We start from the raw sequence: 13808 nt of genomic DNA, 5'->3' as shown, positions 1-13808 counted from the left end.
CGCGGGCCGCGAGCCTCGACGAGGCTGCCGCACTCGCGGTCGCCCCCGCGTCCCGCGTCCACGAAGTGCACCGGGTGCGCACCCTCGACGGCGTGCCAGCGTGCTACGACATCACGGTGCTCCCGCTGGGGCGCTTCCCCGGCGTCGACGGCGCGGCACTGGAGGACGCCTCGCTGTACGCCGTGCTCGAAGGGGGCCACGACGTTCGGATCGTCCGCACCGACTACGCGATCCGGGCCGACGCGGCACCGTCCGACGTCGCCGTCGCGCTCGGCATCTCCGAGCACGACCCGGTGCTGGTCGGCGAAGAAACCGCGTTCGATCTCGCCGGCGGCCCGGTGCTGCTGGGACGGGAGACGTATCGCCACGACGCCTACGAGTTCCAGGCCACGCTGTGGCGTTCCTACGAGGGAGGAACCCCGTGACCGTCGTGCTTTCGGTCGATGTGGGCGGCACCAAGACGCTGCTCGCAACGGTCCACGCCGACGGTCGCGTCGAGGACGCACACACCGTGACCACCCGGATCGGCGGTGACGACGTCGAGCGCGTCGTCGCGCTGACGGTCGCCGCTGCCCGGGATCGCCGGCCGGTTGCCGTCGCGGTCGGGTTCCCCGAGTACGTCTCCCCGGACGGGTCGCTCACCTCGCACGAGGTGCTCACCTGGGGGCGGCAGCCGGCCGCGTTGCTGGCTGCCGCCCTCGGCCGTCACGGCATCGGCGCCGACCGCATCATCGTCGACTCCGACGTGCGCCTGGGTGCGCTGGGTGAAGCCGCGTTCGGGGCTGGCCGTGGCGCTCGCTCCTTCCTGTACGTGTCACTGGGCACCGGGCTGTCCTCGACGCTCGTCATCGACGGATGCCCGTGGCCGGGCGGCCGCGGCGAAGCCATCGGGTTCGGCGAGTTCCGCGCCGCCGACACCACGCTGGAGGCCCACGTCTCGGGGGCGGGGATCGCCGCGCGATTCCAAGCCGAGACGGGCGAGGAACTCACCGGCCGTGAGATCGCCGCGCGTGCGGCAGGCGGTGACCCGGTCGCGTCGACCATGTTGAGTTCGGCGGGGAACGTGCTCGGCGACGCGCTCGCCGACGCGACCGCACTGCTGGATCCGGAACGGATCGTGCTCGGCGGCGGGTGGGGAACCGCCGACACCCCGCTGGTGGCCGCCGCCCTGGAGCGGTATCGCGCCCGCACAGCGCGGCGCGCCGGCGCCGCGCTGGCGCTGCCTGCCCGACTCGGGGCGCGCTCCGGCGTGCTCGGCGGCGGCGTTCGTGCTCTTGGTGCCGTCGGCCACGCTTCGATCCCCTGTCCCCCAACCCAAACCACCCCCACCCCCACCCCCACCCCCACCCACTCATGAATGAATCCGCATCCCCCCTCGACGTGCTCGCCATCGGACGACTCGGCGTCGACCTCTACCCGCTGCAGGACGGCGTCGGCCTCGCTGACGTGAACACGTTCGGCAAGTACCTCGGCGGGACCGCCGCCAACGTGTCGGTCGCTGCGGCACGTCACGGTCGCCGCAGTGCCCTTCTTTCCGGCGTCGGCAACGATCTGTTCGGTGACTACCTGGTGCGCGAACTGGAACGACTCGGGGTCGATCCCCGACACGTGCGCCGCGCGGCCGGGCTCAAGACGCCGATCACGTTCTGCGAGATCTTCCCGCCCGACGATTTCCCACTGTACTTCTATCGTGAGCCGAAAGCGCCCGACCTCACCGTCACGGCCGACGAACTCCCGTTCGCCGACATCCGCGCGGCCCGTGTGCTGTGGTTCACGGCGACGGGATTGAGCGAACAGCCCAGCCGCGACGCCCACCGTGCCGCGCTTGACGAACGGCGCAGCGGCACCACGATCTTCGATCTCGACTATCGTCCGATGTTCTGGGCCTCGGCGGCCGAGGCCCAGGAGCAGGTCGCCGACGCGTTGGGGCACGCGACCGTGGCGGTCGGCAATCGCGAGGAGTGCGAGGTGGCCGTCGGAGAGGTCGACCCCCATCGTGCCGCCGATGCCCTCCTCGAGCGCGGAGTCGAACTCGCCATCGTGAAGCAGGGCCCCCGGGGCGTGCTCGCGAAGACCCGCTCCGAATCGGTCGAGGTGCCGCCCCACCCCGTTCAGGTCGTCAACGGGCTCGGGGCCGGCGACGCGTTCGGCGGCGCCCTGTGCCACGGACTGCTCGCCGGGTGGGACCTGGAGCACATTCTGCGGTTCGCGAACGCGGCCGGTGCGATCGTAGCCTCACGCCGCGAGTGCTCGACAGCCATGCCGACCTCCGCGGAGGTCGACGGCATCCTGAACGGGAGGAACTGAGATGGCCACCATCCTCGACGCTGCCGCCTTCGCGGCGCTGCTCGATGTTCGGGCCACCGAACCCGCCCGGATCCGCACGGCCCTCGCGTCGCGCCGGCGCCGCGACCTGCTCGGCGGCGACGGCCGCCTGCTCATCGTCGCGGCCGACCACCCCGCACGCGGGGCGCTCGCCGTCGGTGCCGACCCGACCGCGATGGCCGACCGATACGATCTCCTGGAACGGCTCGCGCTCGCGCTCAGCCGCCCCGGGGTCGACGGGGTGCTCGGAACCGCCGACATCATCGACGACCTCGCCGCGCTGGGCCTGCTGGACGACAAGATCGTGGTCGGGTCCATGAACCGCGGCGGTCTGCGCGGGTCGGTCTTCGAGCTCGACGACCGCATGACCGGGTACGACGTGTCCACCATGGTGGAGGACGGCATCGACGTCGCCAAGACTCTCGTGCGCATCGGCCTCGACGACGCCGGGACGCTCCCGACTCTGACCGCGATGGCGGCGGCGGTCGGGGCGGCGGCCCGCGCTCGACTCCCGATCATGCTGGAACCCTTCCTCACCCGGTGGGTGAAGGGGCGCGCGGTCAACGACCTGTCGACGGATGCCGTCATCCTTTCGGTCGCGATCGCCTCCGGGCTGGGCCCCTCCAGCGCGTACACCTGGCTGAAGCTCCCCGTCGTCGACGACATGGAGCGGGTCATGGCCGCCACGACGTTGCCGACCCTATTGCTGGGCGGGGACAGCACCGCCGACCCCGACGCCGCGTTCGCGTCGTGGCAGCGGGCGCTGGTGCTGCCGGGCGTGCGCGGCCTGACCGTCGGCCGCACCCTGCTCTACCCACCCGGCGGCGACGTCGCCGCGGCCGTCGACATCGCCGCGCGCCTCGTCCACCCCGACCTCTGACCGGTCATCCGACCGGCCAGAGGATCGCCCGCATGAAAGAAGGATCCCCATGATGACCGAGCAGCGCTGGTTCCATCGCCGCGGCGGCCTGAGCCGACCGGGCTGGGAGTCGGTGGTCGATGCGTCGCTCCCGGGCTGGGAGCACACCGGCCTCCGGGTCGCCGAACTCGCCGAGGGCGAACGCGTCGCGCTGACCGAGACCGGGGTGGAACGGATCGTGGTGCCCCTGGCGGGGTCGTTCGCCGTCGCGCACACACACGTGGCGGCGGGGGAGGAGACGGTGCTCGCCGGGCGGCGTTCGGTCTTCGACGGTCCCACTGACGTGCTGTACTTGCCGCCGGGAACGACGGCGACGGTGCGGGGGCGCGGCCGAGTGGCGATCGCCGAAGCGCCCGCCGCCGACGGCGGTCCGTGGCGGCACCTGCCGACCGCGGAGGTGCCGGTGGAACTGCGCGGCACCGGCCGGTCGAGTCGGCAGGTACACAATTTCGGTGTCCCCGGGGTGCTCTCCGCCGCCCGGCTCATCGTGTGCGAGGTGATCACGCCGGCCGAGAACTGGTCGTCCTACCCGCCGCACAAGCACGATGAGCACGTCCCCGGTCACGAGTCGCGGTTGGAGGAGATCTACTACTTCGAGTCGGCCCCGACCGCGGGAGCGAGTGCACCACGACCGCATGCCGCCTTCGGCATGTTCAGCACGTACGCGTCGCCGGCCGGCGCGATCGACATCGACGCGATGGTGCGCACCGGCGACATCGCGCTCGTGCCGCACGGGTACCACGGCCCGGCCGTCGCCGCCCCCGGGTACGACCTCTACTATCTGAACGTCATGGCCGGCCCCGACCCGGAACGGGTGTGGCGGATCAGCGACGACCCCGCTCACGCGTGGGTGCGCGGTACGTGGGACGGGCAGCCGGTGGATGCCCGATTGCCCTACTCGGGCTCCACCGACGGAGGTGCCCGGTGAGCGCGACGGTGCGCCTGACCGTCGGACAGGCGCTGATCGAGTTCCTGGCGCACCAGTGGACGGTCGACGGCGACGTGCGGGAGCGCACGATCCCGGGCGTGTTCGGCATTTTCGGGCACGGCAATGTGGCGGGCCTCGGGCAGGCGCTGCGGCAGGTCAACGCGACCGACCCCGACCTCATGCCCTATTACCAGGCGCGCAACGAGCAGGCGATGGTGCATCAGTCGGTCGGGTACGCGCGGATGCGGCGTCGGCGCGCCACCTTCGCGTCGACCGCCTCGGTCGGGCCGGGGGCGGCCAACATGCTCACCGGCGCCGCGCTGGCCACCGCGAACCGGCTCCCGGCGCTGTTGCTGCCCAGCGACACGTTCGCGACGCGGGTCGCCGACCCCGTGCTGCAGCAACTGGAGCAGCCGTGGGACCCGGGCCTGCAGGTCACCGACGCGTTCCGGCCGGTGTCGCGGTTCTTCGACCGCGTGCAGCGGCCGGAGCAGGTGTTCTCCATCGCGCTGGCCGCCATGCGGGTGCTGACCGACCCGGCCGAGACCGGGGCGGTCACGATCGCGCTGCCCGAGGACGTTCAGGCCGAGGCGCTCGAGGTGCCGCCGGCGTTCCTGCGCGACCGCGAATGGCATGTGCGGCGACCGGTGCCGGAGGCCGGCCCGCTGCAGCGGGCGGTCGCCGCGATCGGTGCCGCCCGGGCTCCGCTGATCGTCGCAGGCGGCGGCGTCCTGTACTCGGGGGCCGAGGACCGGTTGCGCGCGTTCGCCGAGGTCACCGGCATCCCGGTCGCCACGTCGCAGGCCGGTGGCGGCGCGATGCTGTGGGACCATCCGCAGTACACCGGAGGCGTGGGTGCGACCGGAACCTCCACGGCGAACCGGCTGGCCGCCGAGGCCGATGTCATCATCGGCATCGGCACTAGGTACAGCGATTTCACGACCGGTTCCCGCACGGCGTTCCAGCACCCGGACGTGACGTTCGTCAACGTCAACGTCGCCTCGGTCGATGCCTACAAGCACGGATCGCAGCTGCCGGTGGTCGCCGACGCGCGGGAGGCCCTCGTCGCACTGACGGCCGCGCTCGATGGGTACACCGTGCCCGCCGAATACGCCGAGCGCATCGCGCGGGAGAAGGCGCGGTGGGATGCCGTCGTCGACGACGCACTCGCGCCGTCGGGTCGGGAGCTGCCCGGTCAACCCGAGATCATCGGTGCCGTGCAGGTGGCCACCGCCCCCGAGGACGTCATCGTGCAGGCGGCCGGTTCGCTCCCCGGCGACCTTCATAAGCTGTGGCGGGTGCGGGACGCGATGGGCTATCACGTCGAGTACGCGTTCAGCTGCATGGGCTACGAGATCGCCGGTGGCCTCGGGGTCAAGCGCGCACTCGACGTGGCCGGCGACGACCGCGACGTGATCGTCATGGTCGGCGACGGGTCGTACCTCATGCTCCACACCGAGCTGGTCACGGCGGTCGCCGAGGGGATCAAGATCGTCGTGATCCTGGTGCAGAACCACGGCTACGCCTCGATCGGCCACCTGTCCGAGACGGTGGGGTCGGGCCGGTTCGGCACCTGGTTCCGGCAGTACGATCCGGCCGCGCGGAACTTCCAGGGCGGGCATCCGGTTCCCGTCGACCTCGCCGCCAACGCGCGCAGCTACGGCATCGACGTCATCGACATCGCACCGGGTCCCACGGCGATCGCCGACCTCAGCGCGGCGGTCGTGGCAGCCAAGGCGTCAGACCGGTCGACGTTCATCCACATCCATAGCGACCCGCTCGTCTACGCCCCCGACGGCGAAGGCTGGTGGGATGTGCCGATCGCCGAAGCCTCCGACCTGGCGGCCACCGTGCCCGCGCGCGCCGCCTACCTCGCCCGTCGCGACGCCCAGCGGCCCCTGCTTGGCTGAGCCCCGGGTGGGACGGGAGGGAGAGGGTCAGGAGATCGTCAGCAGTTGGTGACCGGCGGGGACGGTCGTCCCGGGGTCGGCGTTGATGGCGCCCACGACACCGTCCTTGTGGGCCTGCAGCGGCTGCTCCATCTTCATCGCCTCGAGCACCACGATGAGGTCGCCTTTGACGACGTGCTGACCGTCCTCGACGGCGACTTTGACGATCGTCGCCTGCATCGGGCTCTTCACCGCGTCACCGCTGGCGCCCGCGTTCACCGAGGCGTCGTGGGAGCGCCGCGACGGCGGCACCGCCGCGGGGCGCCCCACCTTCGCCGGCGCCTGCACGACCCGGTCGGGGAGGCTCACTTCCAGTCGCTTGCCGGAGACCTCCACGACGACGGTGTGCCGTGACTCCGGTGCGTCCGGCGACTCCAGCTCGCCATCCCACGCGGGGATGTCATTCACGAACTCGGTCTCGATCCACCGGGTGTAGACGCCGAATCGGCCGTCCTCGGCGGTGAAGGCCGGGTCGCGGACGACCTTGCGGTGGAACGGCAGGACCGTGGGCATGCCGGACACCTCGAACTCGTCGAGCGCGCGCCGCGAGCGCTCCAGCGCCTCGGCTCGGTCGCGGCCGGTCACGATGATCTTGCCGAGCATCGAGTCGAACGCCCCCGAGACGCTGTCGCCGGCGGTCACCCCGGAGTCGAGTCGGATGCCGGGGCCGCCGAACGTCTTGAACACGTGGATGCGCCCGGGTTGCGGCAGGAAGCCCCGCCCCGGGTCCTCGCCGTTGATGCGGAACTCGATCGAGTGCCCCACCGGTGTCGGGTCGGGGTAGTCCAGCGTGCCGCCCTCGGCGAGTCGGAACTGTTCGCGCACGAGGTCGATTCCGGTGACCTCTTCGGAGACGGGATGCTCGACCTGCAGGCGCGTGTTGACCTCGAGGAATGAGATCGTGCCGTCGGCGCCGATCAGGAATTCGCACGTTCCCGCACCGACGTAGCCGACCTCTTTCAGGATCTTCTTGGAGGCGTCGTAGAGCGTCGCGTTCTGCGCGTCGGTCAGGAACGGCGCGGGCGCCTCCTCGACGAGCTTCTGGTGGCGGCGCTGCAGCGAGCAGTCGCGGGTGGAGACGACCACGACGTTGCCTGCGGCATCGGCGAGGCACTGCGTCTCGACGTGGCGGGGCTTGTCGAGGTACTTCTCCACGAAGCACTCGCCACGGCCGAACGCCGTGATGGCCTCACGCGTGGCCGACTCGAACAACTCGGCGACCTCGCCCACCTCGCGGGCGACCTTCAGGCCGCGACCGCCGCCCCCGTAGGCTGCTTTGATCGCGAGGGGCAGACCGTGCTGTTCGGCGAACGCGATGACGTCGTCGGCGCCGGCCACCGGGCCGGGGGTACCGGGGGCCAGCGGTGCGCCGACCTTCTCGGCGACATGGCGCGCGGTGACCTTGTCGCCGAGGGATTCGATCGCCTCGGGTGACGGCCCGATCCACACCAGGCCGGCCGCGATGACGGCGCGCGCAAAGTCGGCATTCTCGGCGAGGAAGCCGTAGCCGGGGTGGACGGCGTCGGCGCCGGAACGGCGCGCGACGGAGAGGATCTTCTCGATCGACAGGTAGGTCTCGGCGCTGGTCTCGCCGTCGAGCGCATAGGCGGCGTCGGCGAGTCGCGTGTGGAGGGCATCCCGGTCCTGGTCGGCGTAGACGGCGACCGACGCACGTCCGCTGTCGCGGGCGGCACGGATGATGCGGACGGCGATCTCGCCGCGGTTCGCGATGAGCACCTTGGCGATGTGGGGCATGGATGCCAGCCTACCGAGCAGGACGCGCGCTCCTTTGGATCGCCGCCACAAAGTCGCTCGCGCCGGACGGGAGGGACTCTACGAGTCGCGGTTCCACAGGTCGGTCCATCCCACCCCGAGCGAGACGGTCAACCGTCGCAGCACCGACAGCGACATCCCCACGACGGTGGACGGGTCGCCGTCGATACGCTCGATGAAGGCTCCACCGAGACTGTCCACCGTGAACGCGCCCGCCACGTGCAGCGGCTCGCCGGAGGCGACGTAGGCGGCGATCTCTGCATCGGTGATGTCGGCCGCGAAGGTCACTGAGGCCGCCGCCGCGGCGTGCGCTTCACGCGGCGGTGCGAGCGGGCGGACCCGCACGACACTGTGGCCGGAGTGGAGTACCCCGGTGTCGCCGCGCATGTCGCGCCAGCGCTGGGCGGCGACTTCGGGTAGGTGCGGCTTTCCCAGCACGGCACCGCCGAACGCGAACATCGAGTCGCCCCCGATCACGATGCCGTCGAAATCCGGGTCCGTGCTCGCGAGCGCCGCCACGACATCGGCGGCTTTGCGCTGTGCCAGCAGCAGGACGTGCTCGTGCGGCGGCAGGACGCCTCCTCGCCGGGCCTGTTCGCCGGCCACGACGGCATCCTCGTCGACGTGCGGCGCGCGCACGAGCGGTTCGATCCCGGCCTGACGCAGCAGCATGAGGCGGGCGGGGGAGGTGGAGGCCAGGCACACTCGCATGACCTCCACGCTAGCGGCGTGGGCGACGGGTTCAGGTCGCCAGGCGCGGCAGCACCTCGGTGCCGACGAGCTCGACGTGGTCGACGTCGCGCAGGTCCATCAGCTGGAAGTAGACCCGGTCCGCGCCCAGCTCCCGCAGCCGCCGCACCCTGTCGGCGACCTCGTCGGGTGTGCCGATGAGCGCGACGGCGGCCTCCCGCGGGCGGGCCCTCGCGAGGCGCTGCTCGACCTCCGCCGATGTCTGACCCACGATGGTGGACAGCGCGACCGACAGCTTCAGCGTCGCCGGGTCGCGATCGTGCGCGACGCAGGCCTGCCGGACGGCCGCGAACCGTTCGGCGATCTCGGCCTCGGAGCGGAAGCCGATGTTGAACTCGGTGGCGTAGCGGGCGGCGAGGGCGGGGGTGCGCCGGGGGCCGGCCCCGCCAACGATGACGGGGATGCGCTCCTGCACCGGGCGGGGCAGCGGTGGGGCGTCGGTCAGGCGGTAATGCGCGCCCTGGAACGAGTAAGCCCGGTCGGCGGGCGTGGACCACAGTCCGGTCACGATCTCCAGCTGCTCTTCGAGCAGGTCGAAGCGCCGCGCCGGGAAAGGGATGCCGTAGGCGGCGTGCTCCTGGTCGAACCAGCCGGTGCCCAGGCCCAGTTCGACCCGCCCGCCGCTCATCGCGTCGACCTGCGCGACCTGGATCGCGAGGATGCCCGGCACGCGGTAGGTCACCGACGAGACCAGGGTGCCCAGGCGCAGACGGGTGGTCTCGCGCGCGAGCCCCGCCAGCGTGGTCCACGCGTCGGTGGGACCGGGTAGCGGGTCGCCCTCGCCCATCCGCAGGTAATGGTCCGACCGGAAGAACCCGTCGAACCCGACCCGTTCCGCGGTCCGTGCGAACGCGAGCTGGTGCTCGTAGCTCGCCCCCTGCTGGGGCTCGGTGAAGACGCAGAACTCCATGGTTTCGTTCTCCCCTCGGCGGTGCGACGGTGAGGCCCCGCGCCGGAGGGGCGGTCGCGTGGGCCAGTGTAGCGCCGGGCGTGGCATGCTCGTGGGGTGAGTGCACCCGGTGACCTGATCGACCTCGACGTGACCGGCATCGCCCACGGCGGCGTCTTCGTCGGCCGCCACGAGGGACGGGTGGTGTTCGTCCCTGATGTGATCCCGGGCGAACGCGTGCGGGTCCGGATCACCGACACCCGCGCGGACTCGTTCTGGCGCGGCGAGTTGCTCGACGTGCTCGACGCGTCGCCGGACCGTCGCCCCCACGTGTGGCGTTCCGCCGATCTGAGCGTGCCGCCCGAGCGGCGGCCCGGCGGTGCCGACCTCGGGCACGTCGCGTTGCCCCGTCAGCGCGAGCTGAAAGCCGACGTCGTCCGCGACGCGCTCGCCCGGATCGGGCGGCTGGAGCTGCCGGTCACGATGGAGACGGCCCACCCGTCGCGGGCATCCGGCGGCCTGGTCGCCGACACCGAACGCGACGACGGCACCCGATGGCGCACCCGGGTCAGCCTCCATGTCGACGCCGACGGCCGTATCGGACCGGTCGCGGCGCGGAGCCATCGGGTGATCGAGGTGCCCGATCTGCCGCTGGCGACGCTGTCGATCGACGAGGCCGCCGCGCGCCTCCACCGCGCGGATCCGGGCCGCGTCGACCTCGTCCAGCCCGCCGACGGCCGGGTGCGGGTGCTGCCCCGGTCCGAGACCGCTTCCGGCCCCCGCCGCGGAGGCCGCGCCCGTCCGCGCCCCCGCGCGGAGGTGATCGCCGAAACGGTCGGCGGACGCCGGTTTCGCGTCGACGCCGACGGGTTCTGGCAGGTGCACCGGCTCGCCGCGCAGACGCTCACCGACGCGGTCACCGACAGCCTCGACGGGTCCGGCCCGGGCCTGGACCCCGACGCCCACCACCTCGACCTGTACGGCGGCGTCGGGCTGCTCGCCGCGGCCGTCGCGGTCGCGGGCGGACCCGAGACGCGGATCACGACCGTCGAGTCCGATTCCCGCGCCACCGAGCACGCAGGGCACAATCTCGCCGAATGGGTCGGCGCGCGGGCAGAGACCGGCCGCGTCGATCGCTGGCTGGCCGCGACCGCCGACACCGCGAGCCGCGCGCTGCGCGAGCGGATCTCCCGCGGCCTGGTCGTGCTCGACCCGCCGCGTGCCGGTGCCGGGCGCCGGGTGGTCGAGGCCGTCGCAGGCCTCCGGCCCGCCGGTGTCGTCTACGTCGCGTGCGACCCGGTCGCCCTCGCGCGAGATCTCGGCACTTTCGCCGGCCGCGGCTACCACGCCCGGCACGTCCGGGCGTTCGACCTGTTCCCCCACTCGCATCACGTCGAGTCGGTGGCCCTGCTGCTGCGCGATGCCGCTCGCTAGTCTGGGTCCATGACCAGGGTCGCGCTCATCGATGACCACGAGTCGGTTCGGCTCGGACTGGAGGCTGCCTGCGCGCGCGCCGGGTACGAGGTGGTGTTCTCGGGAAGCACGGTCACCGAGTACGTGGGGTGGCGGTCCGCCTCCCGCGCCGCGCCCGCCGACGTCGTCGTGCTCGATCTGACGCTCGGTGACGGCACGACGGTGACCGAGAACGTGGACCGCCTCGTCGCCGACGGGTCGTCGGTCATCATCCACAGCGTGGCCGACCGGCCCGCAGCGGTGCGCGAGGCCCTGGCTGCCGGTGCGGCCGGAATCGTCAGCAAGTCGTCGCGCATCGACGACGTGCTGGCCGCGGTCCAGACGGTCTCGCGGGGCGAGCCGCTCGACAACGTCGAATGGGCCAGTGCGGTGGAGGGTGACCGCGCGTTCGCCGACGCGCAGTTGTCGGCGCGCGAGCGCGACGTGCTGCGGCTCTACGCGGCCGGTCTTCCGCTGAAGGTCGTCGCCGATCGGCTCGGCGTCGCCTACTCCACCGCCAAGGAGAACATCACCCGCGTGCGGGTCAAGTACGTCGACGTGGGACGCCCGGCGCCCACAAAGATCGACCTCCTGCGCCGCGCGATGGAGGACGGACTGGTCGCCGAGGAGCCCGGTGACCTCTGAGGCCTGGGTCCGCGACTGGGGCGGCCGTCAGGCCGGAAGCGGATACGACGTGGGGGCCGCGCGGTTCACCCGCGCGCGGGTCGAACGCATCATCGCGCTCGTGGCGGGCTTCGGATGCTCGGTGCTTGGCGCTCAGGGGTTCGTGAACGCGCTCACCTCCGACATCGAGGGAATCGGCTGGCGGGTCGCCCTCTCGATCGCCGTCTTCGCGCCGCTCGTGCTGATGATCGTCGCCTGCTTCGTGGGCCGGTGGGTCGCCGCCACGGCGCGCGTGTTCGCGGTCGCCTACCCGCTCGCGCTCGTCATGTGGCCCACCGCCACCGGCGGCGCCGGCGCGGCGACCGACGGCGCGCCGTGGATCTGGTACCTGATCAACGTCGCGACGTCGGCGGCGGTGCTCGGCTTCCCCTTGCCCGTGCAGATCGGTTACGCCGCGCTGATCCCCGCGCTGTACGGGCTGGTGCGGCTGCAGCAGCTGGGTTTCGCGGCCGTCGCGGTCCTGCCCACCATCCTCGACGTCGTCTTCGCCGTCATCCTGGCGGCGGTCATCCTCACCCTCGGGTGGATGCTGCGGTCGGTGGCGGCCAGCATGGACGGCGCGCGCGCGGAAGCCGTGCGCTCGTACGCCGCCGCCGCCGCCGCCGACGCCGCCGAGGACGAGCGCGTCGCGGTCGCCGCGTTGATGCACGACAGCGTCCTGGCCGCGCTCATCGCGGCCGAGCGGGCCCAGACGCCGCGCGAGCACACGCTGGCGGTCTCGATGGCGCGCGAGGCACTGACGCGCCTGGCCAACGCAGATCAGGACTCCGGGGAAGGCTCGGACGACCCGGTGATCGTCGGGCAGCTCGGCGATGGGCTGCAGCGCGCCGCGATCGATCTGGGCGTCGACACGCCGGTGGACCGTGAGATCGACGACGACGCCGTCACGGTTCCGGGCCGGGTCGCCCGCGCCCTGGTGCTCGCCGGCATCCAGGCGATCGCGAACGCCCAGCAGCACGCGCGGGCGCGGGGGTTGCGGATCGGGTTCGAGGTGCGCCGGGCGCGCGTGAGCATCACGGTCTCCGACACCGGCACCGGGTTCGACCCGGAGCGTGTGCCCGAGGACCGGTTGGGGATCCGCGGTTCCATGGTGGCGCGGATGGCTGCCGTGGGCGGGACCGCGATCGTCCGCAGTTCCCCGGCGGGCACCGTCGTGTCGCTGGTGTGGGGCGGTGCGTCGTGAGGGTCGCGGTGCGCTCAGTGCTCTCGTCGCTCGCGGTCGCCTTCACCGCCTACCTCGCCGTCGGCGCGATGGTGTGGACCGCGCCGGTGGACCATCCCGTCATCGTGACCGCCTCGGTCGCGATGTACCTCGTCGTCACGTGGCTGTGCATTTTCTGGCGGCTCGGGGAACGAGCGGCACCCGCGGGCGAATCCCGGTTCCCGATGTGGACGGCCGCGCTGGCCCTGGTCGCGGCGGTGGCGGTTCCCAACGCGACGTGGTGGGGCGTGGGGGAAGTGGCCCGTTCCCTGCCGTTCGCGACCTGGAGCCTGGGCGGGATCGGCGCGTTGATGGCCATCGTGATGGTGCGAGGCCGGCCGTGGACGGCGTGGGCCGGCGTGGTGATCCTCACGATCGAGGCGTCGCTGTGGATCGGGGTGCCCGCCGCGATCGCGCTGGGCGCGACCGGCGCGATCGTGTGGGTGGGGGTGGCGCAGTTGCTCACCGGGCTCATCCGCCGCGCCGAACGCGACACCGCCGAGCTGACCGAGTTGCAGCGCGCCGCCTCGGAGTGGTTGGCCTCGCAGGACGGGCGGCGCCGCGAGCGGCGCATTCAGGTGCGGCGCGCGCTGGCGGTTGCCGGACCGGTGCTGATGCACACGATCGACAACGGCGGCGACCTCCCCGAGCGCGAGCGGCGGGAGGCGCTGCTGGCGGAGGGACGGCTGCGCGACGAGCTACGCGGGCCGCGCCTGCTCGACGACACGGTGCGCACGCAACTGGAGGCGGCGCGGTTGCGGGGCTCGCGGGTGACGATGCTCGACGAGGGCGGACTGGACGACCTCGATGACGCCCAGCTGCAACAGATCCGGGAACGCCTCGCCGCGGCGCTCGAGGGTGCGGCGTCCGAGCGCCTGTACATCCGCACCTCGCCCGACCCGGAGGTCGTGGTGACGGTCGTCGGCCGGTCCCGTGCC

General features: G+C 72.4%; 13 protein-coding genes. 10 read left to right on the top strand and 3 right to left on the bottom strand.

The annotated features are described in order from the left end of the window. The 6 genes from ACK5KK_RS05700 to iolD all read left to right on the top strand — a co-directional run. A partial coding sequence (locus ACK5KK_RS05700; protein WP_416889125.1) for a GntR family transcriptional regulator occupies positions 1–425 on the top strand: 425 nt, incomplete at its 5' end. Continuing rightward, positions 422–1357, top strand: a complete 936-nt coding sequence (locus ACK5KK_RS05695; RefSeq protein ID WP_416889124.1) for an ROK family protein — start codon at positions 422–424, stop codon at positions 1355–1357. The genes ACK5KK_RS05700 and ACK5KK_RS05695, both read left to right, overlap by 4 nt. Next, positions 1354–2307, top strand: coding sequence for a 5-dehydro-2-deoxygluconokinase (gene iolC, locus ACK5KK_RS05690; RefSeq protein ID WP_416889123.1), 954 nt, complete (start codon positions 1354–1356; stop codon positions 2305–2307). The genes ACK5KK_RS05695 and iolC overlap by 4 nt, the downstream gene beginning before the upstream one ends. Position 2308: 1 nt before the next feature. Next, entirely contained in the window at positions 2309–3205 is an 897-nt protein-coding gene (locus tag ACK5KK_RS05685; RefSeq protein WP_416889122.1) for a deoxyribose-phosphate aldolase, read from the top strand. A 52-nt stretch (positions 3206–3257) separates the two neighbouring features. Further along, on the top strand, positions 3258–4172 hold the full coding sequence (gene iolB / locus ACK5KK_RS05680) for a 5-deoxy-glucuronate isomerase (RefSeq protein WP_416889126.1): 915 nt from the start codon (positions 3258–3260) through the stop codon (positions 4170–4172). Beyond that, positions 4169–6082 (top strand): 3D-(3,5/4)-trihydroxycyclohexane-1,2-dione acylhydrolase (decyclizing), encoded by a 1914-nt coding sequence (iolD, locus tag ACK5KK_RS05675; protein WP_416889121.1) that lies wholly within the window; start codon positions 4169–4171, stop codon positions 6080–6082. Before iolB ends, iolD begins: the two co-directional genes overlap by 4 nt. A gap of 27 nt (positions 6083–6109) precedes the next feature. On the opposite strand, the gene ACK5KK_RS05670 is transcribed toward iolD, so the two are convergent. From ACK5KK_RS05670 to ACK5KK_RS05660, 3 genes are all read right to left on the bottom strand, one after another. Further along, positions 6110–7876, bottom strand: a complete 1767-nt coding sequence (locus ACK5KK_RS05670; RefSeq protein ID WP_416889120.1) for an acetyl/propionyl/methylcrotonyl-CoA carboxylase subunit alpha — start codon at positions 7874–7876, stop codon at positions 6110–6112. 78 nt (positions 7877–7954) lie between these two features. After that, positions 7955–8605: a Maf family protein gene (locus ACK5KK_RS05665; protein ID WP_416889119.1), complete on the bottom strand. Its 651-nt coding sequence runs from the start codon at positions 8603–8605 to the stop codon at positions 7955–7957. Between the two features lie 31 nt (positions 8606–8636). Further along, a complete protein-coding gene (locus ACK5KK_RS05660) occupies positions 8637–9554 on the bottom strand; it encodes a TIGR03560 family F420-dependent LLM class oxidoreductase (RefSeq protein ID WP_416889118.1) in 918 nt (305 codons plus the stop codon). A 96-nt stretch (positions 9555–9650) separates the two neighbouring features. Here ACK5KK_RS05660 and ACK5KK_RS05655 point away from each other — a divergent pair, with 96 nt between their 5' ends. The 4 genes from ACK5KK_RS05655 to ACK5KK_RS05640 all read left to right on the top strand — a co-directional run. After that, positions 9651–10967 (top strand): class I SAM-dependent RNA methyltransferase, encoded by a 1317-nt coding sequence (locus tag ACK5KK_RS05655; RefSeq protein WP_416889117.1) that lies wholly within the window; start codon positions 9651–9653, stop codon positions 10965–10967. Between the two features lie 9 nt (positions 10968–10976). After that, a complete protein-coding gene (locus tag ACK5KK_RS05650) occupies positions 10977–11630 on the top strand; it encodes a response regulator (protein WP_416889116.1) in 654 nt (217 codons plus the stop codon). After that, positions 11620–12852 (top strand): sensor histidine kinase, encoded by a 1233-nt coding sequence (locus ACK5KK_RS05645; protein WP_416889115.1) that lies wholly within the window; start codon positions 11620–11622, stop codon positions 12850–12852. The genes ACK5KK_RS05650 and ACK5KK_RS05645 overlap by 11 nt, the downstream gene beginning before the upstream one ends. Further along, positions 12849–13808, top strand: a 960-nt coding sequence (locus ACK5KK_RS05640; protein WP_416889114.1) for a hypothetical protein, incomplete at its 3' end; no start/stop codon positions are given. The genes ACK5KK_RS05645 and ACK5KK_RS05640, both read left to right, overlap by 4 nt.

This window comes from Microbacterium sp., from assembly GCF_047972865.1.
GTDB lineage: Bacteria > Actinomycetota > Actinomycetes > Actinomycetales > Microbacteriaceae > Microbacterium.
Note: the sequence above shows the minus strand (reverse complement) of the source record. Positions and strands in the feature narration are given on the sequence as shown.

What these genes read in the sequence shown, in the direction of transcription:
- ACK5KK_RS05660 (WP_416889118.1), bottom strand. Translation starts at nt 9,554, where the DNA reads ATGGAGTTCTGCGTCTTCACCGAGCCCCAGCAGGGGGCGAGCTACGAG.
- iolB (WP_416889126.1), top strand. Translation starts at nt 3,258, where the DNA reads ATGACCGAGCAGCGCTGGTTCCATCGCCGCGGCGGCCTGAGCCGACCG.
- ACK5KK_RS05685 (WP_416889122.1), top strand. Translation starts at nt 2,309, where the DNA reads ATGGCCACCATCCTCGACGCTGCCGCCTTCGCGGCGCTGCTCGATGTT.
- iolC (WP_416889123.1), top strand. Translation starts at nt 1,354, where the DNA reads ATGAATGAATCCGCATCCCCCCTCGACGTGCTCGCCATCGGACGACTC.
- ACK5KK_RS05665 (WP_416889119.1), bottom strand. Translation starts at nt 8,605, where the DNA reads ATGCGAGTGTGCCTGGCCTCCACCTCCCCCGCCCGCCTCATGCTGCTG.
- ACK5KK_RS05650 (WP_416889116.1), top strand. Translation starts at nt 10,977, where the DNA reads ATGACCAGGGTCGCGCTCATCGATGACCACGAGTCGGTTCGGCTCGGA.
- ACK5KK_RS05670 (WP_416889120.1), bottom strand. Translation starts at nt 7,876, where the DNA reads ATGCCCCACATCGCCAAGGTGCTCATCGCGAACCGCGGCGAGATCGCC.